Source organism: Shinella zoogloeoides (assembly GCF_003574625.1).
GTDB classification, from domain to species: Bacteria; Pseudomonadota; Alphaproteobacteria; order Rhizobiales; family Rhizobiaceae; genus Shinella; species Shinella zoogloeoides_A.
In genome coordinates, this window is the sequence record NZ_QNUJ01000001.1 from 313,773 (window position 1) to 338,835 (window position 25,063).

Genomic DNA, 25,063 nt, shown 5'->3' on the forward strand with positions numbered 1-25,063 from the left:
GGGCAACGAGCGTGCCCCGCGCCGCATGGCATGAGCCGGCCTTGGCCGGCAGATGGAACGCGGCTCCCAGCAGCCGACCCCTTTCAGGAGAAAACCGATGACCAAAGTGATGAACGTCGCCATGATTGGCGGCGGCTTCATGGGCAAGGCGCATGCCATGGCCTATGCCGCGATGCCGATGTTCTTCTGGCCCGCGCCGGCCATTCCCCACCGCAAGGTCGTCGTCGACGTGACCGACGGCATGGCGGAGGAGGCGCGTCGGCGCTACGGCTTCGAGGAGGCGTCCTCGGACTGGCGCGCGGTCGTCAATCGGCCGGATGTCGATGTCGTCGATATCTGCACGCCGAACAACGTTCATGCCGAGATCGCCATCGCGGCGGCCAAGGCCGGCAAGCATATCATCTGCGAAAAGCCGCTCGCTCGCACCGTCGAGGAGGCGAGGGCGATGCATGACGCGGTCAAGGCCGCCGGCGTCATCCATATGGTCGCCTTCAACTATCGCCGCACGCCGGCCGTGGCGCTTGCCAAGAAATATATCGAGGAGGGTCGCATCGGCCGTATTCTCAATTTCCGCGGCACCTATCTGCAGGACTGGTCGGCCGACCCGGATTCGCCGCTTTCCTGGCGCTTTCAGAAGAAGATCGCCGGCTCCGGCTCGGTCGGCGACATCGCCACCCATGTCGTCGACCTCGCCCACTATCTCGTCGGCCGGATCGCCGAGGTCAACGCGATCACCACCACCTACAACAAGACGCGACCGCTGCAACAGGGCGGCGTGGATAAGCTTGGCGCTGCGGAGAAGGCTGCGGACGCCGAACGTGGCGAGGTTGATGTCGATGACGAGGTCGTCTCGATGCTGAAATTCGAGGGCGGTGCGATCGGCAGTCTCGAAGCGACCCGCAACGCCTATGGCCGCAACAACTTCATCACGCTGGAAATCCACGGCACCAAGGGCTCGATCCACTTCAACTACGAGCGCCGCGACGAGCTTCAGGTGATGTTTGCCGACGACCCGGCGGATGCGCGCGGCTTTCGTACCGTTTATACAGGCCCGGCGCACCCCTATGGCAACGGTCTCTGGCCGATCCCCGGCCTCGGCATTGGCTATTCGGAAACGAAGATCGTTGAGTGCTACGATTTCTTCTCGGCCATTGCGAAGAACCGGCAACCCAGCCCGAACTTCGAGGACGGGCTCAAGACGGAACTCGTCGCCGACGCCTTGATCCGTTCCGGCGAAACCGGCCTGTGGGAGAAGGTGGGATGAGTGCGAGCGCCGCTGCCGTCCGCATGACCGGCATATCCAAGACCTTCGGAGGGGTGCATGCGCTGGACGACGTGTCCTTCGAGGTCATGCCCGGCGAGGTCCATGCGCTGCTGGGCGGCAACGGCGCAGGCAAGTCGACGATCCTCAAGGTGCTGAATGGGGTGCATCGCCCTGACAAGGGCACAATCGAGGTCGGTGGCGTACCCCTGACGACGCATACGCCGGAGGCGTCGCGCGCCGCCGGCATCGCCATGAACTACCAGGAAATGAGCCTTGTCCCGACGCTGACGGTTGCCCAGAACATCTTCCTCACGCGCGAATACCGCGTCGGCACGGGGCTTATCGACGACCGGGAGGCCGAGCGGCGCGCGGCGGACCTTTTCGCGCTGCTCGATGTCTTCGTCGATCCGAAAGCCCTCGTCGGCGATCTCGGCGCCGGGCAGAAGCAGTTGACGGAAATCGCCAAGGCGATCTCGCAGGATGCCAGGGTGCTGGTGCTGGACGAACCGTCGACGGCGCTCGCCGTTTCCGATGTCGAGCGGCTCTTCGTCTTCCTGCGCAAGCTGAAGGCGAAGGGCGTGGCGATCATCTATGTCAGCCACCGCATGGACGAGATTGCCCGCATCGCTGACCGCGCAACGATCCTGCGCGACGGCCGCCACGTCATCACCGCTCCGCTCAGCGAATTGCCGATCGATACGATGATCGAGCATATCGTCGGACGGCGCTCCAAAGGGCTGTCGGACGTCGAGCGCGGCGCGGCCGTGCGGGGCGATGTTCTTCTGGAACTGAAGAATGTCAGCGGCCGCCACAAGCCGGAGGACATTTCCCTGACGTTGCATCGCGGCGAAGTGCTGGGGCTCGCTGGCCTTCTCGGTTCCGGCCGCTCGTCGCTCGCACGGGTGATCGCCGGCATCGATCCGGTCCTCAAGGGCGAAATCCGCATCAAGGGCCGCGCGGTCGTGATCCGCAAGCCGGGGGACGCGATTGCGGAGGGTGTCGCGCTTGTTCCAGAAGCACGCGCGACCCAGGGCATCATCCCCGCTCATTCGGTTGCCTCCAACATGATCCTCGCCGTCATCGACCGGCTTTCCGCGGGCGGCCTCGTCGATACGAAGGCGGCGAACGACCTGACCGACGCGCAAATCGAGCGCCTGCGCGTAAAGACGGCGAGCCGCGATCATGCCGTCTCGACGCTCTCGGGCGGTAACCAGCAGAAGGTGGTCATCGGCAAATGGCTCGCCACCAATCCCGACATCCTCATCCTCGACGAGCCGACCGCGGGCATCGATATCGGTTCGAAGTCCGAGATCATTCGGCTCGTGCGTGAACTCGCCGCCGCCGGTAAGGGCATCATCATGATTTCGTCCGAACTCTCCGAGCTTCTGACCGCCTGCGACCGCATCCTCGTCATGTCCGAGGGACGTGTGCATCAGGATCTCCCGCGCGAGGCGCTGGAGGATCCGTCCGTGCCGGCCGACGACCTTGCTCACCGTCTCCAGGCCGCCGAACGGCGGCTCCAGATCGAAATCCAGAAGGCCCTCGCGCTTCAGGAGATATCCCATGGCTAACCCCTTCTTCGCCAACTGGCGCCAGAATATCATCTATATCGGCTTCGTCGTCATTTTCATCGTCTTTGCGGTGACGCTGGCCGACAAGGGGTTCCTCAACCCCAACAACCTGCTGAACATCGTGCGGCAGACGGCGATGATCGCCGTCATGGCCATCGCCATGACCTTCGTGCTCTCGGCGGGCGAGATCGACCTTTCGGTGGGTGCTGTCGCAGGCCTTTCGACCGTCACGGTCGCGATGGCGATTGCGGCGGGCGGGCCGGTCGTCGGTGTCGGCGCCGGCATCGCCACGGGGCTTGCGGTCGGCATGTTCAACGGCTGGCTCACCACCCGTATCGGCATTCCTTCCTTCCTCACCACGCTCGCTATGATGGGCATCGCCAAGGGCGTCGCCATGTGGATATCGGCGACGGCCGCCGTGCCGATCCTCTCACCCGGCTATTCCTGGCTCTTCGGCGGCGGCAATCTCGGGCCGGTGCCGGTGCTGCTTCTCTGGATGGCGGTTCTCGGCGGCATCGGCCATATCGTGCTGCGCCGCTCGGGCTTCGGCCGGCGGGTGCTGGCGACCGGTGGCGGCGAGACGGCGGCGCGTTATTCCGGCATCGACACGAAGGCGATCAAGTTCAAGGTGCTGGTCATCTCCTCCTCGGCGGCGGCGCTCGCCGGCATGCTTTATGCCGGACGCCTGCAATCCGGCCGTTTCCAGCTTGGCGAGGGCGACGAACTCTCGGTGATCGCCGCGGCGGTGCTCGGCGGCACGAGCCTCTTCGGCGGCAAGGGAACCGTGATCGGCACCATCGTCGGTGCGCTGATGATCGGCCTCATCAACAACGGCCTTATCCTGATGGGGCTCGAATTCAGCCAGCAGCTTATCGCCCGCGGCGGCATCATTATTCTCGCCGTCGCGCTCAGTCAGAAGAGGAACTGAGCATGGCCGTGACCATCGTGGAAACCGTCAGCGCCCGTCCGGAAAGCTGGCACGAACTTGCGGCGCTTCCCGGTGAGCAAGTTGCACCGACTCGTGCCGAAATGGGCTGCATCAACTACGATTTCCATGTGGATGTGGCAGGCCCGCGCGTTCGCGCTCTACTAAACCGGGCCACCCAGGCAGATCTCGACACCCGCCTGGCCATGCCGCACCTCTTGCCGCTTCTGCCTCAGATCGACCGGTTGCCGCAAGACCGATCAAGATTCGCCATCTTCATATGCTCATCGGTATAATTGGCACAACTCCGATAATGTCGGCAGCTATCTTGCGGCCACGGTTCCTTTGCTAAGTCGGCATCGAGCTTCGAATGATGAAAACCGCTCGCGAAGTGCTGCATGGGCATCTACACTGCAGCCATGAAGAAACCGCGTTCCACACGTGTGCCTCAGTCTCCGGAGGGTCCCTATGAACATGAAGGAAATTTCGTCCGGGGCACCCTCCAGAAGCAGGATCTGAACCGTTTTCTCGATTTCGTCGTCGCGCTCTATGACGAAGGTGAGCGTATATTCGGGGCGCAGATCGCGCAGCGTGACATGCGTATCGTCATCGAACTGGTGCGTAATCACCTGTCGGGCGTGCTGGTAACAAAATCGTCTCTCGCCGCGTCGTCCGGGCTCTCTTATGGCACCGCGATGCGGGCGATCGACGCCATGCTCGGGGCGAAGCTGATCGTCGCGCGACCGCGGACATCAACAGGACTTTCCTATTCGCTGCATCCTTCCGGTGACCTGATCTCGCGATGGCATGCTTTCTCCCATCGCGGGGAGAGATTGTTACGGGACGTGACGACCGAAGCCGATGCGGAAAGGGTGCCTTCGCAACGGCGCGCGGCGCCGGATGTTGCCGCCGGCATCATTCCCCCGCCGGTCGTCCTGGACAGCAAGCTCTCGCTCGGGCGGGCGCTGCGCGTGCTGTTGCATGCGGATACTACCTTCATGGCGATGAGCGCGCTCAAGCGCCAGCTCGAACTCATTCTCGGCGTGCCGATCGAAGCCCATGCCCGTGCCATCGACCCGCTGCATGCCGAAATCGTGGCCAATAGCAGGCGGTCGCAATCGCGCTATGATCTTATCGCCTGCGATCTGCCATGGTTCGGCGAGATGGGGTATCATGGGCGCCTGTTGCCGCTCGACGGGCTGATGGCTGAGAAGCCGGTGGACCTTGAGGATATCTACCCGGATGCGCTGGCAAGCTCACGCCATGGCGGCCGGCAGCTCGGCATTCCCATGTTGATGACAGGCGAGGTGCTGGCTTACCGCACCGACCTGATGCAGGAGCGGGGCTTGGAGCCACCGCGCACGGCGCAAGATGTGATCGGAGCCGCTCGGCGGCTCCATGATCCGGCAAAGGGCATTTTCGGAATCGTGTGGAATGGCGGCCGCGGCACGGCGCTGGGCCATAGCTTTATCATGATGATGGGTGCGTTCGGGCGCCCGATCGTCGATCTTCCGCGCACGGAACGAGGTTTCGAAGTCGCAGGCGCACGGGGCGAGGAGCTGCGCCCGACGTTTTTGTCGGAGGAGGCAAGGGATACGGTGGACTACATGCGGGCGTTGATCGAGGTGTCGCCGCCGAACATCCTCGACATCACCTGGTTCGAACGCGCAAGCATCTATGCCAATGGCAACGCGGCTCTGGCTTATTCGCATTCGCTGCTGGCCCACCTGCATGAGGCCGTTCCCCAATCGCCGGCCTATCGCAAGACCGGATATCTGCCGCATCCCACAGGCCGCAACGGCCGGCCGATCGTACCGGTCGGCGGCTATGCCCTGGGAATACCCGCCAATATCGCGGCTTCGCGGATCGGCTCGGTGTGGGAGGCGCTGCGCGTGCTCACCTCGTCGAATGCAGTCAAGCTCTATCTCATGAACGGGAGCCTCGCGAGTTCGCGCATCAGCGTCAGCCGCGATCCGGAAATCCGCTCGATCTCGCCCTTCATCGGCGCCATCGATGATTTCAACACGAAAGGCTATCTAGGGATGTGGCCGCGTCCCCCTATCGTCGGCGTACCCGAAATCATCGCAATTGCAGGCGAGGAAATTCACGATCTCTTGAGCGGTCGCAAAGCGGTCATGCGGGCCTTGACCGATGCGCAGAACCGCGCGGATGCCGTGATGCGGCAGGAAGGTCATTACTAACCCATCCGCCGGCGGATGCGGCAATGCCGCAGTTTTATCCATTATGGATATATTTGAGGCTGGCCTCCGACGGCGGCTCGTCCTAGCGTGTGCTCATTCGAACCGCATATTGCGGAACGCAGTGGAGGCTGCGGACACTGGGAAGGGCAGGGACCTGACGGCCGAGGCCGGAAGGATTACCGCGCAAGCACTATCAATAGAAGCCGGCAGACAGGGAGCGGCCGCCGCATGGCGCCGCGCCGGTGGACAGTCGCGTCCGGAGGAGAGACCATCATGGCGTTCAAATACGCTTTCAATACATGGGCCTATTCGAGTTTTCCTGCTTGGGTTCCATCCTATTCGCTGGAGGAAACGATCCGGCGCATCGCGGCTATCGGCTATGATGGTATCGAGATCGGTTGCGCGGCGCCGCATGCCTGGCCGTCTCACCTTTCCCAAGAGCATCGTCGGGACCTGAAGGCGCTGATGGGGGATGTCAACCTCAAGCCCGTCTCGCTGCTGCCCGCCCCCGGTGGCGGACCGGGCAACAATCCGGCCTCGCTGCTCGAGGCGGAACGCACGGCCACGATTGCCCATTACAAGGAAGTGGTGGATCTCGCCCATGATCTCGGCGCCGAGCGCGTCCTCTATATAGCCGGCTGGCGCTCCTTCGGCACCGGATACCAGCAGGCTTGGGACTGGAGCTTGACTGCTCTTAGGGAAATTGCCGCGCATGCCCGCGACAAGGGCATCGGCATCAGCATCGAGCCGACCTCGTCGGACTCCAATCTGATCGACACGCCCGGGCAGGCGCTGCTGCTGCGGGAGCAGGCAGGGTCGGACAATGTCAAGGTGATGTTCGACACCTTTCATGCGCTTTACCGGAACGAGATCAGTTCCGACTACGTGCACGAAATGGCCGCGCATCTCGATCATGTGCACTTCGCCGATACCGACCGGCTGCCCCCGGGCGAGGGCACGGTTGACTGGTACGGGGTCATGAAGGCGCTCAAGGATATCGGCTTTAAGGGCTACTTGACCATGGAAGCGGGCTTCAGCGGCCGCAATTTCGATCCCGATCGGGTTGCCCGCAGCGCGATCGGTTACCTGAAGGATCTCGAAAAGACGCTGGATTGATTGTGTAGGGAGGAGGAAACCCAATGAAGCTTGAATTGAGACGACGCGGGCTCGCCAAGGCGGCGACGTCGGTGATCATGCTGGCCACCGCGTCGACCGCGCTGGCGCAGGAGAATGTCGTTACGCAATGGGACCAGTTTTCCAATGCCGGCATCACCGCCGCCGGCCCGGCGATGGATGAACTGATCAAGATATGCGAAGCGTCGCTTAAGGACGTCAAGATCCTTCGCACGGTGGTCCCGTCGATCGGCATCCGCGAGAGTTACCGGCTCGCCGTATCCGCCGACAAGACGCCGGACCTCGGCTATACATGGCCTGCCGCCTCGGTGCTGGCAGGATATGCCCGAACGGGCAAGGTGGCACCGCTCGACGACTACTACAAGAAGTACGGCTGGGAGAACGTCAACGCCTTCTACCGCGGCCGCAATTCCTATCAGGGCAAGCTCTACGCCGTTCCGATGGAGCAGGACCTGATGGGTGTATACTACAACAAGGCGATGTTTACGGAATTGGGTCTCGCCGTGCCGACGACCTATGCCGAGTTCAAGGATGTCGTCGAAAGGATCAAGGCGGCCGGGCGCGTTCCGATCGCGTTCGGTAACCGTGACCGCTGGCCGGCCACCAATACGATGAGCCTGATCCTCGGCCTGACCGCCGGACGTGCGGATGAAGAGAAGGTGTTCTTCGGCGACGAGCCCTGGAGCAATCCGAAGTTCAAGCTAGCAGCCGAGACGTTCCAGCGATGGGCCAATGACGGATATTTCCCGCGGGGTTTCAACGGCATCGGTTACGACGAGGCGAACGCCCTGTTCCTGGGCGGCCGTGCGGCGATGACCATCACCGGCACCTGGGTGCTGCAGGACATGGCGCGGGGCGCCAAGTTCGATCTCGGCGTGTTCATGCTACCGCCGATTGCCGACGACGTTCCGGCCGGTACGATGTGGGGCGAAGGTTCGCAGTGGCAGATTTCCGCTGCCGCGGCACAGAACGTCAAAGACGCCGCGGCGAGCTACATCGACTGCCTGACGTCCAAGGATAGCCGGAAGGTCTGGGTCGAAAAGGGATATCTCGTCCCCATCGGCACGACGCCCGACGAACTGAAGAACTGGGAAACCCTGCCAGTCGTGAAGGACTTCTACGCGGAGGGTCTCAAGACTCCGGACGCGAACTTCTATGACCTGCACACCACGGTCCCAGAGAGCGTGACACAGGTGCTCTATCCCGAGCTTCAGAAGCTGATCGGCGGCGAGACGACCCCGGACGACTTCCTTGCCGCCATGCAGGCGTCCTGGAAGGCCGCCATCGACAAGGGGGAGCGCTGGGTCCCCTGACGCCGCCGCAGTAAAACCGGATGGCGGCGTGAGCCGTCATCCTCAAACATTGGATATGATGATGTACCGCAGCCGACAAGCCTGGCTCTTTGTGCTTCCCGCACTGCTGCTCTATGGCGCTTTCGTTGCAGTCCCGATCCTCCAGGTTGCTGCCTACAGCATGTTCTCCTGGGATAATGGATCGATCAAGGCGTTCGGCGGCCTGTCGAACTACACCCGGCTCATGTCCGACAACGTTTTCTGGACGGCGCTCGGCCACAACGCCATCTGGGCGGTGCTCACCCTGTGCTTTCCGCTGCTGATCGGCCTCGTCCTCGCCTCCATCCTGGCCGAACGCTCGCCGCGTCTCGTCAGGATCATGAGCGCCGTCTATTTTCTGCCGCGGACGATCCCGCTGGTCGTTGCCGGCATCATTTGGGGATGGATCTACAATCCGGTATTCGGACTTCTGAACTATCTTCTCGATATGGTGGGGCTCGGCTCTTGGGGCGGCGCCTGGCTCGCCGAGCCCGGCTCGGCGCTGATATCGCTCAACGCCGCCGGCGCCTGGACCTTCTACGGCTTCTGCATCCTGATCTATCTCTCGGCGATCCAGTCGATCGATCCGTCGCTCTATGAAGCGGCATCGCTCGACGGTGCGAGCTGGGGGCAGCGCTTCCGCTTCATCACCGTCCCGCTGCTTAAGAGCACGACCCTGTTCCTCAGCCTCTACTCCGCGATCGAGGCCATGCGCTTCTTCGATCTGGTCTGGGTCACCACGCAGGGAGGACCCGGCTACGACACCGAAGTCCTGACCACGCATATCTACAAGACGTTCTTCCTGGTCGGCGATTTCGGCTATGCCGCAGCGCTCTCCGTGGTGCTTTTGGTGATCGTGCTTCTTGTCGGCAGCCTGAGTTATCGCATCCTGAGGCAGTCATGACCCGTACCTCGCGTATTCTTCAGCATATCGTTCTGCTGGTCTTTGCGCTCTATGCGCTGATGCCGATCTATCTGGTGCTGCTTGCCTCCGTTCGCAGCGAGTCCGATCTGTTCTCCGGGCCGCTTTCGCTGCCCTGGCCGATCGACTTCTCGAATTTCAGGCGCGTCTGGTTCGAGAGCGGCTTCTCGCAATTCATCGTCAACAGTCTGGTGATCAGTGCCGGCTCGACCCTTCTGGTCGTGCTGACGGCGCCGCTGGCGGGATTTGCCTTCGCTAAGCTCAAGTTTAAGGGCAAGGAGGCGGTCTTCGCGCTCTTTCTTGCGGGCCTAGTTGTGCCTGCACCCTCAGTGATCGTCGCGCTTTACGGTGATTTGCAGGCTTTGGGGCTTCTCAACACCCGGATCGGGGTCATCCTGCCGCAAGCGGCGCTGTTGCTGCCGTTCTCCATCTTCATGATGCGTACGGTGATGGAGGATGTGCCGGACGAACTGCTCGAGGCGGCGGTCATCGATGGTGCGACCTTGTTCGAGACCTATGTGAAGGTCGTGCTCCCGGTGGTCCGCCCCGGCCTCCTGTCGTTGGCTCTGATCGCCTTCCTGTTCTCCTGGCAGGAATATCTGCTGCCGCTCGTGGTGATTCAGGACGAAGCTCTCAAGCCGCTGACCGTCGGCGCCGCCACGCTCCAGGGCCGCTATGGCGTCGACTATGGCGGGATCGCTGCCGCAGGCATCATCGCCTTCGCACCGATCGTCGCCCTTTTCCTGATCCTCCAGCGGTCCTTCACCCGCGGACTTACAGCCGGCGCCGTCAAATAATCATTCGAGAATTCCGGAGTCATTTCATGAAAGCTGTCTTTCTTCCTGGCAACAAGCGCGTCGAAATCCGCGCCGTCGAAGTGCCGAAGCCGCGCCAGGACGAGGTGCTCGTCCAGGTCAAGGCGTCCTGCATCTGCCGCAGCGACCTGAGTCTCTATTATGGCAATGCTGTCGTCGGCGGCGATGCGGCCGGGCGCTGCATCACAGGCCACGAGCCAGCGGGTATCATTGTCGAGGTCGGTTCGGCGGTACGGCAATTCAAGAAGGACGACCGGGTGGCGATCCATCTCGCCGTTGGCTGCGGCGTCTGCGCCTATTGCCGCGCCGGTCACTTCCATCTCTGCGCCGAATGGACCTGCCTGGGCTTCACGGCGGATGGCGGCAATGCGGAATATATCGCGGTGCCGGAACGCAACCTGCTGCGTCTCCCCGACAGCATGTCCTATCTGGCGGGCGCGATCTCGACGGATGCCTTCGGAACGCTGTGCAGCGCGGCGCGAAAACTCGGCATCAACGGTCTCAGCACCGTGGGTATCTGGGGACTGGGTCCGATGGGATCGGCCGGCGTGCTTGCCGCCAAGGCGCTTGGCGGCAAGGTCATCGCGCTCGATCCGATCGCGGAGCGTCGCGAGTTCGCGGCGAGCCTCGGCGCCGATCTGGTGCTGGACCCGACATCGCCGATGGCTCGTGAGGAAATCATGGATTTCGCCGGCGGAAGGGGGGTGACCGCGGCGCTCGATTGCTCGGGCAACGGGGCTGCCCAGAACATGGCGCTCGATGTCGCCGCTCCCTTCGCCAAGGTGGCCTTTGTCGGCGAGAGCCGGGAAACGACAATCAAGACGAGCGATCAACTGATCCGCAAGCAGGTCAGCCTGATGGGCTCATGGTATTTCGGCGTGTCGGAGTATGACGACATCCTGCATATCGTCGAGACGAGCAAGATCGATCTCGAAAAGCTGGCTACCCATACATTCTCCCTGGACGAGGCCGAGACGGCCTTCCGGCTGTTCGACGAGCGTAAGACGGAAAAAGCCGTCTTCCTCATGTGAGGCGCGACACCAGGATGACCGAAATACAGCGCAAGGGAGACAAGACATGGCGACGGTGAGTTTTGACAAGGCGCGGAAGGCCTTCGGCGCACATGAGGTTCTAAAGGGCATTACGCTCGATGTCGCCGACGGCGAGTTCGTGATCCTTGTCGGGCCATCGGGTTGCGGAAAGTCGACGCTTCTGCGGATGCTGGCCGGGCTCGAACAGTCGACCGGCGGTGATATCCGGATCGACGGCCGCAGCGTGATCGGCGTGTCTCCCAAGGACCGCGACATCGCTATGGTCTTCCAGACCTACGCCCTTTATCCGCATATGAGCGTGGCCGAAAACATGGGCTTCTCGCTCCGGCTTGCAAAAGCGCCGAAGAGCGTAGCGGACGGCAAAATTCGCGCTGCGGCCGACATGCTGGACCTCACTCAGTTGCTGGATCGCTATCCCAAGCAGTTGTCGGGCGGCCAGCGGCAGCGGGTGGCCATGGGCCGCGCGATCGTTCGAGATCCGAAGGTCTTCCTGTTCGACGAGCCACTCAGCAATCTTGACGCCAAGCTGCGTGTGCAGATGAGGGCTGAGATCAAGGCCTTGCACCAAAGGCTCAAGACGACGAGCATCTATGTGACGCATGACCAGGTCGAGGCAATGACGATGGCCGATCGGATCGTGGTCATGAACGGCGGCGGGGTCGAACAGGTCGGTAGCCCGCTCGAGCTCTACGACAACCCGGCCAATCTGTTTGTCGCAGGCTTCATCGGCTCGCCGGCGATGAACTTCATCGAAGGCACACTCGAGCCGGGACACGGATTCCGTGCCTCCGGCGGGGAAACGCTGCCACTGCCGCCGGACATCGAGGCATCGACCGAACGCACCGCGGTCTATGGTATTCGGCCGGAGCACATCGAAATCGCCAAGGATGACCAGACACCCACATTGAGGACCACGGTCGCGATCGTCGAACCGATGGGTGCGGAGACACTGATTCAGGCGCATTTTGAAGGAGGAAACATCACACTTTCCTATCGTGGCAAGGAACGCTTCAAGGCTGGCGATCACTTGGCTCTGCTGTTGGACGAACAACAAGCTCATGTGTTTGATGCCAGGACTGGCGACAAATTGTCGGGTCACCACCAAGATGTTAGCGGGCCGGTTCTCCGCTAGCTTTGTACCTCCTTGGTACGGTGAAAGGTTCGAATCCAGTGGGCCTCGCTTCCTACCGGTTTGAATTTACCCGGATTCAGAAGCGTGGTTCGTAGAAAACTTCAAGACCAATTCGTAGGCTGTGCTTCGTCCGCCAGCCTCGCCTTTTTGCAGGACGCCTTTCGCCATCAGGTCTGCAATGTCGCGAGATGCCGTGTCCTGGGATGCGTTTGTCAATTTTGCCCACTTGGTCGATGTGAGATTGCCTTGGAAGTTTCCTTCTAACAGCCGGTTGAGGACCTTGGCTTGTCGCGGATTAAGATTGCTTGCGGCATGCATCTGCCAGAAATCATTTTTCAGGATCACGTTGTCGAGGGTCAACAGCGCCTCGCCAACAGCATTGCCCAGACGATCGAGGAACCACTCGATCCAATTCGTGATGTCGAGGCTATCCTTCCTGGTGATTGATTGCAGGGCTTCATAGTACCCGATGCGGGATCGCTCGATTGCTGCGGACATGGAATAAAGCCGCTGGGCGCCCCCACCACTGCGTGCAAGCGTCATGTCGGCGATTGTGCGAGTTATGCGGCCGTTTCCATCGCCGAAAGGGTGGATAGCAACGAACCAGAGATGAGCAATGGCTGCTTTGATGAGAGGATCCGGTTCGTGCGATCCGTTAAACCACTCAAGGAAAGCTGACATCTCAGCTTCCACGCGGTCTGCGGGCGGAGCAACATAGTGGACTTTCTCGTACCCGAATGCGCCGGAAACAATTTCCATGCGGCCGCCAGAGTCGTCACGCCAATCGCCGACGCGAAGCTTATGACCCCATTCGTTGCGACCAGTCGGGAAAAGAGCTGCATGCCATTGGAACAGTCGTTCTGCTGTCAGTGGGTCTGCGCAATTGATCGTGGCATCGAGCGTGATATGGACGATGCCCTCAACAGAGTGGTTTGGCGTCACAAATCCATCGATATCGATGCCAAGCCGCCTGGCGAGCGAGGATCGAACCTGTTGCTCATCCAGTTGCTCTCCCTCGATCGCTGACGATTTTACAACATCGTCCGTCAACGCTCGTAGAAATGTTGCCTCGCGCGTACGAAATCCGAGACTCTCGGCGCGGCCAATAAGCCTTCCTTGATCGAGGCGTACGGCCGCAATCCTTGATGTAAGGCGGTCAATGCGCCAATCGAATTTCGGCCATAGGGTGGCTTGCCAGATATAAGTCATATCCCACGATAAAGCTCGTCTGCGGAGAATAGCAAGATTTATCTCCGCATATTTGCGGAGATTATCATCGGTATTCTCCGCACCCAAAGCTGGGCATACAAAACAGCGTCGATTTTATCCCGCTCGCGTAGCGTTGCTGGCTATGAGGACCGAACCGGCTGGCCAAACCCGACTTTGAGGCAATCCAGTCCATAATAGGCTGGAAGACGACGATGCAAGCGGGTCAGTTATGTTAGTTAGCCTAATGCCGGTTATCCATCTGAAAGAACACAAGCTTTAATTCGTATGTCGCGGGTTCGAATCTCTTCAAGAGCAAACAGAATCAGTTCAATCCGCTACATCAATCTCACCTTGGAGAAATATCGACGCGGAGCCGCTGAGAGCCACGCGATCGGCCAACATCTTACAGTAGACCGTTCCCCCTCGAGGCGATAATTGACGACCTATAAGAGCTTCTTTTCCGAGGCGCTTTGACCAATATGGCGCCAAGCAGCAATGGGCGACGCCCGAGACAGGGTCCTCTGGTACTCCGTTCGCCGGCGCAAAAAATCTCGATACGAAGTCATACTTGGTATCCTGCGCGGTGACGATGACCGCAGGTAGCGGGAGCCCAGCGACTGCCGCAAAATCGGGACGTAGATTTCGCACTTCTTCGGGCGAATCGAATACGGCTAGATAGTGCTTGGCTGCCCACACCTCTTTTGGTTTTGCGCCCAAAGCGTCGGCGAGCCCTTCATTTCTGCTCAGGCTTTGTGGGATAAGCGCCGGCATCTCAATCTCGAGCCGCTCAGCGACCCGACGAACGCGCATAATGGATGTTGCTGAATTGAATGTCGCTACATTGGCTGATTTGAATATCTTTTCCAAGACCAGATGCCCAGCGGCCAATGTGGCATGACCGATCATGTCCACCTCTCGAGTCGGGGTGAACCAGCGGACGTCAAAGCTCACTTGCGTGCCATGAGAAGCAGTTTCGCTCGGTACAAAGAAGACCGTCTCGGATAAATTGATCTCTGAAGCTATCCGTTGCATGATGTCGGTTGGTAGCCAAGATTCCAAGGGGCAGACGCCCGCTGGGTTCCCTTGCATAGGGCGATCGGCGAACGCATCGATAATATAGAGCGGAAGTTTCATATATTTCTCCGGTTATCGCTGCACGGAAGATCTTCTGACGTGTTCAGCCCATGCGCTCGGAGGCGTAGGAGCCGGGCGAGGGCGGGAAGACGATGGTCTTGTTGCCGTTGAGAAAGACCCGGCGGTGGATATGAGCATGGATTGCCCGCGCGAGCACCTGGCTCTCCACGTCGCGGCCGAGGCTGACATAGTCCTCCGGGCTCTGCGCATGGGTGACGCGGATGATGTCCTGCTCGATGATCGGCCCCTCGTCGAGGTCGGCGGTGACGTAGTGCGAGGTCGCGCCGATCAGCTTCACGCCGCGCTCGAAGGCCTGCTTGTAGGGGGTCGCGCCCTTGAAGGACGGCAGGAACGAGTGGTGGATGTTGATGATGCGGCCTGACATCTCCCGGCACATCTCGTCCGACAGCACCTGCATGTAGCGCGCCAGCACGACCAGCTCCGCGCCCGCCTCGCGCACGATGCGCACCTGCTCGGCCTCGGCCTGCGGCTTGTTGTCCTTCGTGACCCTGATGCAGTGGAACGGGATGTCGTGGTTCACCACCACCTTTTGGTAATCCATGTGGTTGGAGATCACCGCGACGATATCGACGGCCAGTGCCCCGATGCGCCAGCGGTAGAGCAGGTCGTTCAGGCAGTGGCCGAAGCGGCTCACCATGATCACGACCTTCATCTTCTCGCTCTCGTCATGGAAGGCGGTGGTCATACCGAGGCTTTCGGCGACCGGCGCGAAACCCTTGCGCAGCGCCGCGAGCCCGCATCCCGTCTCGCTGACGAAGCTCACGCGCATGAAGAAGCGGCCGGTCTCCGCATCGTCGAACTGGGCGCTGTCGGTGATGTTGCAGCCGTTCTCGGCAAGGTAGCCGGCGATCGCCGCGACGATGCCGCGCCTGGACTGGCAGGTCACGGTGAGGGTGTATTTGGTCATGGGGTGCTCCGCTCGGAAGGGGTGTCGGTTCAGGCGAGGCCGTGCGCGCGGCGGCATGCCGTCAGGGTGTTGGCCAGAAGGCAGGCTATGGTCATCGGGCCGACGCCGCCAGGAACCGGCGTGAGCGCGCCCGCGACCTCGGCGGCGGCGGCGTCCACGTCGCCCACCAGCCGGAAGTTTCCGTCGCGCTCGACGTGGTTGATGCCGACGTCGATGACCGTCGCGCCCGGCTTAATCCAGTCGCGTTTCACCATGCCGGGCCGTCCGACGGCGGCGATCAGGATATCGGCGCGGCGGCAGAGATCGGCGAGGTCCTTCGTCCGGCTATGGGCGATGGTCACGGTGCAATCCTCGGCCAGCAGAAGTTGTGCCATCGGCTTGCCGACGATGTTGGAGCGCCCCACGACGACGGCGTTCAGCCCGGAAAGCGAGCCGTGGCGGTCGCGCAGCAGCATGAGGCAGCCGAGCGGCGTGCAGGGCACCATCGCCTTCTGCCCCGTGCCGAGCAAGCCGACATTGGAGATGTGGAAGCCGTCGACATCCTTGGCGGGCGCGATGGCGTCGATCACCGCCGCCGCATCCATATGGCCGGGAAGCGGAAGCTGCACGAGGATGCCATGCACCGCCGGGTCCGCGTTCAGCCGCTCGATAAGCGCGACCAACTCCGCCTGCGACGCGGTTTCCGGCAGCCTGTGCCCGAAGCTCGCCATGCCCGCCGCTCGCGTCTGCGTACCCTTGCTGCGCACATAGACCTCGCTCGCCGGGTCCTGCCCGACGAGAACCACCGCAAGACCGGGAACGAGACCGTGCGCCGCCTTGAGTTCCGCGACCTCGCGGGCGATCTTTTCGCGCAACGCCCCGGCGAAGGCCTTGCCGTCGATCATCGCCGCGCTCATGCGCGGGGTTCCGCGAGGCGCTGGACGGAGGTTTCCAGCGCATGCCACAGTGTGCCGGCGGCCGAGCGCATGCCGATCACGGCGAGCCGGTCCGCCGCGCGGCGGATGACGAAGACGCTCATGTGCTCAAGGCCGGTTCGGGTAGCCGTGCCGGGGCCGAAGCGGGCCGGATCGAGGTTCACGAGCTTTGCCATCAGCGCGAGGATCGGCGCCTCGCCGGCGGCGGAGCGGACCTCGAAGGCGACGAAGCCATCGGTCTGCTCGGTAACGGAGCAGCCGGGACCGGCGGCGGCCACTTCGGCGGCGAAGTCCGTTTCGGCGCGGCCGGGGCCTTCGACCAGCCATTGGCCGGAGCTGGTCCAGAGCGCGGCAGCGCTATCGTTCTCCGTCCACAGGCCGGGGCCGGGGAGGGCGAGGCCGAAGGGGGCGGGCTCCGCGCTGCCACGCCGTAGCGCCAGCGAGGCGAGTGCGAGGCCGGTGTTTTCCTCAAGCGTCAGCGCGCCGTGCTTCACGGTGCGGGCGGTCGCGCCGCCGAGCGCTGTGATGGGTTTCAGGTCAGGCACGGAGGCGTTCTCCCTCGGGATCGACGAAATGGGGCGACACGACACGCAGGCGGACGGACTGGCCCTGCAACGGATTGGCGGCGACGATCACCTCGCCGAGCCGTTCGGCGCCGTTCGCGAGGAAGCCGAGGCCGATGGCCGAGCCGACATGGGGCGAGTAGCAGGCCGAGGTGATCCAGCCCTGGTCGGTTCCGGTGTTCTGCACCGCATCCGCGGTGAAGAGGTGTGAGCCGGCGACGACGGGCTCGGCGGGGTCGACCGGCTGGAGGCCGACGAGGCTGTGCGTTTCCGCGACCAGCCCCTCGCGCCGCGACATGACCGTGCCGATTGCATCCTTCTTGGCGGAGACCATGCGGCCCATGCCGAGCATCTGCGCGGTGGTCTGGCCGTTCAGCTCGTTGCCGGCGGCATGGCCCTTCTCGATGCGCATCACGCCAAGCGCCTCGGTGCCGTAGAGGGTAGCGCCGAGGTCGGCGCCATTCTCGATCAACCGCGCCATAAGCGCATTGCCGTAGCGGGCGGGAACGGCGATCTCGTAGGCGAGTTCGCCGGAGAAGGAGATGCGGAAGAGCCGGGCCCTCAAGCCCCCGCAGACCGTCAGGCCGGCGCAGGCCATGAAGGGGAAGGCCGCGTTGGAGAGGTCGAAGCCGTCCACCACCCGCTCCAGCAGGCGGCGGGCGTTCGGTCCGGCGACGGAGAACTGCGCCCAGGCATCCGTGGTGGAGATGAGCTGCACGTCGAGCTCCGGCCACAGGCACTGGCGGGCGAATTCCATATGGCGATAGACCGGGCCGGCCTGCGCCGTCGTGGTGGTCACGACATAGTGCTGCTCGCCGAGCCGCGCGCAGGTGCCGTCGTCATAGGCATGGCCGTCCTCGCGCAGCATGAGGCCATAGCGCACCATGCCGACCTTCAGGCTCTTCATGGCGTTGCAATAGAGCCGGTCGAGGAATTCGGCCGCATCCGCGCCCTGCACGTCGACCTTGCCGAGCGTGGTGACATCGCAGATGCCGACGCCCTTGCGGGTGGCGAGCACCTCGCGGTCGACCGTCTCGCGCCAATGGGCCTCGCCCGGCTTCGGGAAATATTGCGCCCGCATCCATTGCCCGACCTCGACGAAGACTGCGCCTTCAGCCTTCGCCCATTCATGGCTCGGGGTGAGCCGGCGGGGGCGGAAATGCTGACCCGTATCGCCGCCGCCGAGCACCGAGAGCGAGACCGGCGTATAGGGTGGGCGGAAGATCGTCGTGCCCGTCTCAGGGATCGCTTTGCCGGTCAGTTCCGCCATCACGGCGAGCGCGGTGACGTTCGCCGTCTTGCCCTGATCGGTCGCCATGCCGAGTGTGGTCCAGCGCTTCAGGTGCTCGACGGGGCGCATGTTCTCCTGATGCGCCAGCTTGATATCCTTGACGGTGACGTCGTTCTGGAAATCGACCCAGGCGCGGCCCTTGCCCGGCACATGCCAGAGCGCCTCCATCTTCGCCTCTTGGTCACGGCTGCGCGGCAGCGACGGCATTGCCGCCCTAACATTTAAAGCGCGGAGCGCCGCCACGCCGGCTTCCGCGCCGGAGGCCATGGCCGCCGCCGTGCCGCCCTTGCCGGCCGCCGCACCGGCGACGGTCATGCCGTCCGGCAAGTTGTCGCCGGGCAGAAAGGTTTGCCGTGCCTCGTCCCAGACGGGGCGGCCGCGATGGTGCGAGGCGAGATGGATGTTCGGGTTCCAGCCGCCGGAGACGGCGAGGCCGCCGCAGGCGATCCATTCCTTCGTATTGCCGTGCGTCACCTCGATTGCGGAAAGGCCGAGCCGGCCCTTGCTGTCGGAGACGGCCGCGCCGGCGATCAGGCGGTAGTCGCCGGTTGCTTTGGCATCGGCGCGTGAATCTACCACGGCGGCGATCCGTACACCCTTCGCCAGTAGGTCACGGGCGGTGCGATGACCGTCGTCGCCATTGGTGAAGATCGCCACGGTCTCGGCGGGGCTTGCGGCCCAGCGGTTAGCATAGGCGCGCATCGCACCTGCCAGCATAATGCCGGGGCGGTCGTTGTTGCGGAAGGGAATGTGCCGCTCAGTCGCGCCGGCCGCCAGCACGGTGCGTTTCGCGGTGATGCGCCACAGCGTTTGGCGCACCCTTTTGCCTGGTTCGGCAAGGTGGTCGCTCACCCGCTCGACCGCGCCGTAGACCCCATGGTCGAAGGCGCCGAAGACGGTGGTGCGGCGCAGGATATTGAGATTAGGCAGGGTCGCAAACTCGGCCTCGACCTTGGCGATCCAGTCCGACGCTGGGGCGTAATCCAATGTCTCGCTCTCGGCGAGAAGCCGGCCGCCGAGACGATTGTCCTCGTCGGCGAGGATGACCCGGGCGCCCGCACGCGCCGCGGTCAGGGCGGCGGCGAGGCCCGCGGCGCCGCCGCCGATCACCAGCAAGTCGCAGTGCAGAAAGCCCTTGTCGTAGGCGTCGGGATCAGCCTCGCCGGACAGGCTTCCAAGGCCGGCCGCGCGGCGGATGGCCGGCTCGTAGAATTTCTCCCAGAGCGCGCGGGGCCACATGAAGGTCTTGTAGTAGAAGCCGGCGGTCAGGAAATCCGAAAAGTAGTCGTTCACCGCCAGCGCGTCGAAGGAAAGCGAGGGCCAGCGGTTCTGGCTGCGGGCTTCCAGCCCGTCGAAGAGTTCCACGACGGTGGCGCGGGTGTTCGGCTCGTGCCGCGCGCCCGCGCGCAGCTCGACCAGCGCGTTCGGCTCCTCGGAGCCGGCGGTGAAGACACCGCGCGGGCGATGGTACTTGAAGCTGCGCCCGACGAGGCGCACGCCGTTCGCCAGAAGTGCAGAGGCGAGCGTGTCGCCGGGATGGCCCTGATAGGGCTTGCCGTCGAAGGTGAAGCACAGCGTCCGGCTGCGGTCGATCAATCCGCCCTTGAGCCTCATGCCGCACCTGCTTTGGCGCTGAACGCCACGTCTCGGGCAAGTTCCGCGCCGAGGATTTCATGGGTCACGGTGTTGCGGGTGACGACCAGCCAGCTTCGATCGCCCTGTTCATGGAACCAGAGTTCGCGATGGATACCGGCCGGGTTGTCGCGCAGATAGACGTAAGTGTTGAAGGCCTCGGCCGCGCCTTCGGCCATGCCGTCCGGCCGGTTGAGGAGCGCGGCGTCGCCGAGATAGGTGAATTCCTGCGCGTCGCGGGGCCCGAGAAGGGGATGGGGGATCAGCATCGGGAGAAACCTCAGTGCAGGTTCGGTTGGGCGCCCATGCCCTTTTCGTCGATGACGTAACCGCGCTGGAAGCGGTCCAGCCGGTAGGCGCGGGCGGTGTCGTGGGGCGTGTCGGTGGCCAGAAGATGCGCGAAGGCATAGCCGGAGGCGGGGGTGGCCTTGAAGCCGCCGTAGCACCAGCCGGCATTGAGGTAGAGGCCCTCGATCGGCGTGCGGTCGATGATCGGCGAGCCGTCCATCGACATGTCCATGATGCCGCCCCAGATGCGCAGCAGCCGGGCGCGGCCGATCATCGGCATCAGCGCCATGCCGCCCTCGGCGACGTCCTCGACGACGGGAAGATTGCCGCGCTGGGCATAGGAATTGTAGCCGTCGATATCGCCGCCGAAGACGAGGCCGCCCTTGTCGGACTGGCTGACGTAGAAATGGCCCGCGCCGAAGGTGATGACGCCCGGAATGGTCGGCTTCAGCCCCTCGGAGACGAAGGCCTGCAGCACATGACTCTCGATCGGCAGACGCATGCCGGCCTGCGCCATCACCCGGCCCGTGGAGCCGGCCACCGCCACGCCCACCTTGCTCGCGCCGATATAGCCGCGCGAGGTTTCGAGGCCGAGCAGGCGGCCGTTCTCGATGCGGAAGCCGGTGACCTCGCAGTTCTGGATGAGGTCGACGCCGGCAAGGTCCGCGCCGCGCGCATAGCCCCAGGCGACGCCGTCATGGCGCGCGGTGCCGGCGCGGCGTTGCAGCAGGCCGCCCTTGATCGGGAAGCGAGCATTGTCGAAGTTGAGGAAGGGGATCATCGCCCGCACCTGCTCGCGGTCGAGCAACTCCGCATCCGCGCCGGCGAGCAGCATGGCGTTGCCGCGCCGCCGGTAGGCGTCGCGCTGGGCGTCGGTGTGGATCAGGTTGACGATGCCGCGCTGGCTCACCATGGCATTGAAGTTGAATTCCTGCTCCAGCCCCTCCCAGAGTTTCATCGAGAACTCGTAGAAGGGCTCGTTGCCGGGCAGCAGGTAGTTGGAGCGGATGATCGTCGTGTTGCGGCCGATATTGCCCGAGCCGAGCCAGCTCTTCTCCAGAACGGCGATCTTCGCTTTTTTGAACGTGTTGGCGAGGTAATAGGCGGTCGCGAGCCCGTGCCCGCCCCCGCCGACGATGACATAGTCGTAGGCCGGTTGCGGATCGGGGTTGCGCCACAGCGGGCGCCAGCCGCGATGGCCGGTCAGGGCTTCCTTCAATATTCGCAAGGCCGAGTAGCGCACGGGCGATGATCCTCGAATAGCAGGGTGTCGCCGACTGTTGTAGCGTGGCGCGGCGTGAAGCATTTGCACGGAGCGGACATTTTCTTGTCCTTGCGTGCCGTCGCTGCTAGAAGGGCCGGGCCATGAAGATCGGTTTCATCCTCACACCCGGCTATGCCCTGATGTCGCTGGCGAGCGCGGTGGAGCCGCTGCGCGCGGCGAACCACTTGGCGGGCAGGACGCTCTATCCCTGCTCATTCCATTCGGTGGTCGGCGGCTTTGCGGCCTCCACCTCCGGCGGCGGGTTCGAGACGCTGCCGCTGTCGCGGTCGCAGGAGAGCGGACTCGATCTCGCCTTCGTCGTGGCGGGGGGCAATCCCATGCTCTACGAGGACCCGGTGCTGGTGCGCGGGCTCCGGGCGCTGACGCAGCGCGGCGTGCGGCTCGGCGGGATTTCCGGCGGCGCGGCGATCCTCGCCAAGGCGGGGCTGATGGCGGGACGGCGCTTCACGGTGCACTGGGCGCATATCGACGCGCTGATCGAATATGCGCCGGACCTTTTGATCGAGCGGGCGCTCTACGTCATCGACCGTGACCGTTATTCCTGCGCCGGCGGCGTTGCGGCCATGGACATGATGGGCGCGCTGATCGCCCGCGAGCACGGCGTGGCCTTCGCGCGTGAGGTCAGCGACTGGTTCATCCATCCGCGCCTGCGCATGGCCGACGAGCCGCAGCAGGCCGGAGCCGGCCAGCGCTTCAACCTGCATCACCCGACACTGGAGGCGGCGGTGGAGCTGATGGCGAGCCATCTCGCCGATCCTCTCTCCCCCGCCCAGCTCGCCGCGCTGACGGGCATGAGCGTGCGCCAGCTCCACCGGCTGTTCGCCGGCCAGTTCGGCGTGTCGATGATGGTGTTCTACCGCGACCTGCGGCTTGCCAAGGCGGACGAGCTCCTGCAGCAGAGCGCGCTCTCGCTGCTGGAGATCGCCATGCTGACCGGCTTTTCCAGCGCCGCCCATTTCACTCGCTGCTTTACGGAGAAATACGGCTTGCCGCCGAGCCGCAAGCGGCGGGCGGGGCACTCCGTCCGCAATAGTGGCAACTCCTAAAGTGCTGACACCTATACACAGCTTGAGCGTGATTGATGGGGCATAATAAAAAATGCACCACAAATCAGCGAAATATTCTTGCCTGAAAAAGGAAAGATGGTAAGGATGTATATAGCTGATCGCGGCTCTACCAAAAAAGGGGAATGTCATGTCGTTGAAATCGGTGCTTCAGGCCTGCGTATTCGGAACCTTCGTCGCTGCCATGGCTGCGCCTGCAATGTCGCAGGATGCGTCAATCACGGTCGCCTCCTTCGGCGGTCACTATGGTGACACCCAGAAGAAGGCCTATCTCGCCCCTTTCCAGCAGGAGACCGGCATCAAGGCCAATATGGTCGACTATAATGGCGGGCTCGGAGAGCTGCGCGCCCAGGTCGAAACCAACAACGTCACCTGGGACGTCGTCGATATGGAAATGCAGGATCTCGTGCGCGCCTGCGACGACGGTCTGCTCGAATCCGTGAGCGACGTCGAATTGCCGAAGGCGGCCGATGGCAGCGATGGCAAGGCTGACTTCATCGACGGTACGCTGAACGACTGCGGCGTCGGCACTATCGTCTGGTCGATGATCATCGCCTACAACAACGACATGTTCCCGGGCGAGAAGCCGTCGACGATGGCGGACTTCTTCGACGTTAAGCGCTTTCCCGGCAAGCGTGGCCTCATGAAGAAGCCCCAGGCCTTCCTCGAATGGGCGTTGATCGCTGACGGCGTAGACGCCAACGAGGTTTACAAAGTACTCGCGACCCCTGAAGGCCTTGAGCGCGCGCTCGCCAAGCTCGATACGATCCGTGATCACATCGTCTGGTGGGATGCCCACGCTCAGGCTCCGCAGCTCCTGGCAGACAAGGAAGTCGCGATGACGATGGCCGCCAACGGACGTATCGACTCCACCGCGGTCGGTGCTGACAAGCCCTTCACGATGATCTGGGACCGTCAAATCTGGGTGCAGGAATTCTGGGCAATTCCGAAGGGTTCGAAGAATATCGATTCCGCGAAAAAGTTCATCTCGTTCGCTTCCCGTCCGGATCGCATGGCGGAACAAGCCGGCATGATCTCGTATGGGCCGGTCCGCAAGTCGGCGGCTGCGCTCGTCAGCGAGGAAACGCGTGCGCACATGCCGACTGAAGCGTCCAACTTCAAGACGGCCGTCCACAATGATGTCGAGTTCTGGGCGGACCACGGCGATGCGATCAACGAGCGCTTCCTCGTCTGGCTGAACAAGTAAGCATCCGCACATAATTCATAACCATCTGGAGACTTTTACGATGCTTGAAGAAGCACGAGCGAGAACGCGCGCCCTGCAGGATCGCCTGCGTAGCGAGGGGGTCGATCTTGCGATCTTTACCGACGAGAGTTCGATTGCATATCTTGCCGGGTTCTGGGGCTATCTTTCTGTCGAATTCGGCCGCCCGACCTTCCTCCTCGTCCGTCCGGATGAGGAGCCTACTGTCATCACGCCGCTCATGGAGCACGAGATGGTGGCCAAGATGACCTGGGTCGAAGACGTCCGTGGCTGGGAGGATTCTGGCGCCAACCGCTGGGAAAACGTTCTTCGCGACGCGATTGGCAAGGCCCCTAGTGCGCTGTGGGTCGAGACCAATTTTATTCCGGCGATCGTCCGCAACTTCCTCGACGAGGAATACAGGGGCACGCCGCTCAGGAACGTTTCCCGGGTTCTCGGTGAAATGCGGATGATCAAGTCTCCCGCTGAGATCGAGGTCATGAAACAGGCCGGACAGATCGCCGGCGCCATGATGGCGGCCGCGCATCAGTCGCTCGAAGTCGGCGCGCCCGAATACGAATCCGCTTTGGCGGTCATCGCCGCCGGCACCCGCAAAGCTGCGGGATTCCTGACGGCGAAAGGGTGGGAGGCATTCGTCTCTCCGCTGATCCACAATCTGCAGATTATGCAGTCGGGCGCAGATACGTCGATGGTCCATCGCCGGTCGAGCACGAAGCTGCTGGAGAAGGGCGATCCCGTCTACTTCTGCTTCTGCAACATGGCGCAGTTCAAGCAATACAAGCTCGGCTTCGACAGGATGTTCTTCGTGAAGGAGGCGACCGACGAGGCGATCAGGGTCCAGCAAGCGGCTATTGATGCGCAGCAGGCCGCATTGCGCTCGATCCGGGCCGGTGTCACGGCGGAGAGTGTCGCGCAGGCGGCCAATGACTGCTACGCGGCGGCAGGATATACCACAGGCTATCGCACCGGTCGCTCGATCGGCGTCGCCTATCTCGAAGCTCCGGAACTGAAGGCCGGCGATACGACGGTGTTGCAGCCCGGCATGACTTTCGCCGTCGATGGCGGCATCAGCCTCGACGGGCGTCTCGGCGGCCGCATCGGAGATTCGATCGTCGTCACCGAAACAGGCTTTGATTATCTGACCGACTACCCGCGGAAGATTCTGTACTCGTAATCCGGCATA

At 62.9% G+C, this 25,063-nt stretch carries 22 protein-coding genes; 14 read left to right on the forward strand and 8 right to left on the reverse strand.

Annotation, left to right across the window (positions count from 1 at the left end):
• Positions 1-97 precede the first annotated feature (97 nt).
• The 11 genes from DSD28_RS01530 (at position 98) to DSD28_RS01580 (ending at position 12,347) form a co-directional block, all read left to right on the forward strand.
• Positions 98-1,264, forward strand: a complete 1,167-nt coding sequence (locus tag DSD28_RS01530) for a Gfo/Idh/MocA family protein (protein WP_119254589.1) — start codon at positions 98-100, stop codon at positions 1,262-1,264.
• Positions 1,261-2,835 (forward strand): sugar ABC transporter ATP-binding protein, encoded by a 1,575-nt coding sequence (locus tag DSD28_RS01535; protein ID WP_119254590.1) that lies wholly within the window; start codon positions 1,261-1,263, stop codon positions 2,833-2,835. Before DSD28_RS01530 ends, DSD28_RS01535 begins: the two co-directional genes overlap by 4 nt.
• Positions 2,828-3,763 carry an ABC transporter permease gene (locus tag DSD28_RS01540; RefSeq protein WP_119254591.1) on the forward strand — a complete coding sequence of 312 codons (936 nt, stop codon included), beginning with the start codon at positions 2,828-2,830 and terminating at the stop codon, positions 3,761-3,763. Before DSD28_RS01535 ends, DSD28_RS01540 begins: the two co-directional genes overlap by 8 nt.
• A 2-nt stretch (positions 3,764-3,765) precedes the next feature.
• On the forward strand, positions 3,766-4,056 hold the full coding sequence (locus DSD28_RS01545) for a putative quinol monooxygenase (protein ID WP_119254592.1): 291 nt from the start codon (positions 3,766-3,768) through the stop codon (positions 4,054-4,056).
• Between the two features lie 102 nt (positions 4,057-4,158).
• Entirely contained in the window at positions 4,159-5,961 is a 1,803-nt protein-coding gene (locus DSD28_RS01550; protein WP_119254593.1) for an extracellular solute-binding protein, read from the forward strand.
• A gap of 273 nt (positions 5,962-6,234) precedes the next feature.
• The gene (locus tag DSD28_RS01555) at positions 6,235-7,077 is read left to right on the forward strand and encodes a sugar phosphate isomerase/epimerase family protein (protein WP_119254594.1); all 843 of its coding nucleotides are present in this window, start codon (positions 6,235-6,237) and stop codon (positions 7,075-7,077) included.
• Positions 7,078-7,100: 23 nt separating this feature from the next.
• Positions 7,101-8,408, forward strand: coding sequence for an ABC transporter substrate-binding protein (locus DSD28_RS01560; protein WP_119254595.1), 1,308 nt, complete (start codon positions 7,101-7,103; stop codon positions 8,406-8,408).
• 28 nt (positions 8,409-8,436) lie between these two features.
• Positions 8,437-9,330, forward strand: coding sequence for a carbohydrate ABC transporter permease (locus tag DSD28_RS01565; RefSeq protein WP_205536134.1), 894 nt, complete (start codon positions 8,437-8,439; stop codon positions 9,328-9,330).
• On the forward strand, positions 9,327-10,145 hold the full coding sequence (locus DSD28_RS01570) for a carbohydrate ABC transporter permease (protein WP_119254597.1): 819 nt from the start codon (positions 9,327-9,329) through the stop codon (positions 10,143-10,145). The genes DSD28_RS01565 and DSD28_RS01570 overlap by 4 nt, the downstream gene beginning before the upstream one ends.
• A gap of 26 nt (positions 10,146-10,171) precedes the next feature.
• Positions 10,172-11,194: an alcohol dehydrogenase catalytic domain-containing protein gene (locus DSD28_RS01575; protein ID WP_119254598.1), complete on the forward strand. Its 1,023-nt coding sequence runs from the start codon at positions 10,172-10,174 to the stop codon at positions 11,192-11,194.
• Positions 11,195-11,240: 46 nt separating this feature from the next.
• Positions 11,241-12,347 carry an ABC transporter ATP-binding protein gene (locus DSD28_RS01580; RefSeq protein WP_119254599.1) on the forward strand — a complete coding sequence of 369 codons (1,107 nt, stop codon included), beginning with the start codon at positions 11,241-11,243 and terminating at the stop codon, positions 12,345-12,347.
• 66 nt (positions 12,348-12,413) lie between these two features.
• Here the strand turns inward: DSD28_RS01580 and DSD28_RS01585 are convergent, their stop codons facing one another.
• The 8 genes from DSD28_RS01585 to DSD28_RS01620 form a co-directional block, all read right to left on the reverse strand.
• Positions 12,414-13,556 (reverse strand): Fic family protein, encoded by a 1,143-nt coding sequence (locus DSD28_RS01585; protein WP_119254600.1) that lies wholly within the window; start codon positions 13,554-13,556, stop codon positions 12,414-12,416.
• 327 nt (positions 13,557-13,883) lie between these two features.
• Positions 13,884-14,690 (reverse strand): PhzF family phenazine biosynthesis protein, encoded by an 807-nt coding sequence (locus DSD28_RS01590; RefSeq protein ID WP_119254601.1) that lies wholly within the window; start codon positions 14,688-14,690, stop codon positions 13,884-13,886.
• A gap of 43 nt (positions 14,691-14,733) precedes the next feature.
• Positions 14,734-15,618, reverse strand: coding sequence for a formyltetrahydrofolate deformylase (gene purU, locus DSD28_RS01595; RefSeq protein ID WP_119254602.1), 885 nt, complete (start codon positions 15,616-15,618; stop codon positions 14,734-14,736).
• Between the two features lie 29 nt (positions 15,619-15,647).
• Positions 15,648-16,514 carry a bifunctional methylenetetrahydrofolate dehydrogenase/methenyltetrahydrofolate cyclohydrolase FolD gene (gene folD, locus DSD28_RS01600; RefSeq protein WP_119254603.1) on the reverse strand — a complete coding sequence of 289 codons (867 nt, stop codon included), beginning with the start codon at positions 16,512-16,514 and terminating at the stop codon, positions 15,648-15,650.
• Positions 16,511-17,077 carry a sarcosine oxidase subunit gamma gene (locus tag DSD28_RS01605; RefSeq protein ID WP_119254604.1) on the reverse strand — a complete coding sequence of 189 codons (567 nt, stop codon included), beginning with the start codon at positions 17,075-17,077 and terminating at the stop codon, positions 16,511-16,513. The genes folD and DSD28_RS01605 overlap by 4 nt, the downstream gene beginning before the upstream one ends.
• Entirely contained in the window at positions 17,070-20,000 is a 2,931-nt protein-coding gene (locus DSD28_RS01610) for a sarcosine oxidase subunit alpha family protein (protein ID WP_119254605.1), read from the reverse strand. The genes DSD28_RS01605 and DSD28_RS01610 overlap by 8 nt, the downstream gene beginning before the upstream one ends.
• Positions 19,997-20,287 carry a sarcosine oxidase subunit delta gene (locus DSD28_RS01615; protein ID WP_119254606.1) on the reverse strand — a complete coding sequence of 97 codons (291 nt, stop codon included), beginning with the start codon at positions 20,285-20,287 and terminating at the stop codon, positions 19,997-19,999. Before DSD28_RS01615 ends, DSD28_RS01610 begins: the two co-directional genes overlap by 4 nt.
• Positions 20,288-20,298: 11 nt before the next feature.
• The gene (locus DSD28_RS01620; protein ID WP_119254607.1) at positions 20,299-21,549 is read right to left on the reverse strand and encodes a sarcosine oxidase subunit beta family protein; all 1,251 of its coding nucleotides are present in this window, start codon (positions 21,547-21,549) and stop codon (positions 20,299-20,301) included.
• 122 nt (positions 21,550-21,671) lie between these two features.
• Between DSD28_RS01620 and DSD28_RS01625 the strand changes: the two genes are divergently transcribed.
• From DSD28_RS01625 to DSD28_RS01635, 3 genes are all read left to right on the forward strand, one after another.
• Complete coding sequence (locus DSD28_RS01625) at positions 21,672-22,637, forward strand: GlxA family transcriptional regulator (RefSeq protein WP_119254608.1); 966 nt, start codon at positions 21,672-21,674, stop codon at positions 22,635-22,637.
• Positions 22,638-22,785: 148 nt separating this feature from the next.
• Entirely contained in the window at positions 22,786-23,862 is a 1,077-nt protein-coding gene (locus tag DSD28_RS01630; RefSeq protein WP_119254609.1) for an ABC transporter substrate-binding protein, read from the forward strand.
• A gap of 40 nt (positions 23,863-23,902) precedes the next feature.
• On the forward strand, positions 23,903-25,054 hold the full coding sequence (locus DSD28_RS01635; protein WP_119254610.1) for a M24 family metallopeptidase: 1,152 nt from the start codon (positions 23,903-23,905) through the stop codon (positions 25,052-25,054).
• Positions 25,055-25,063 lie beyond the last annotated feature (9 nt).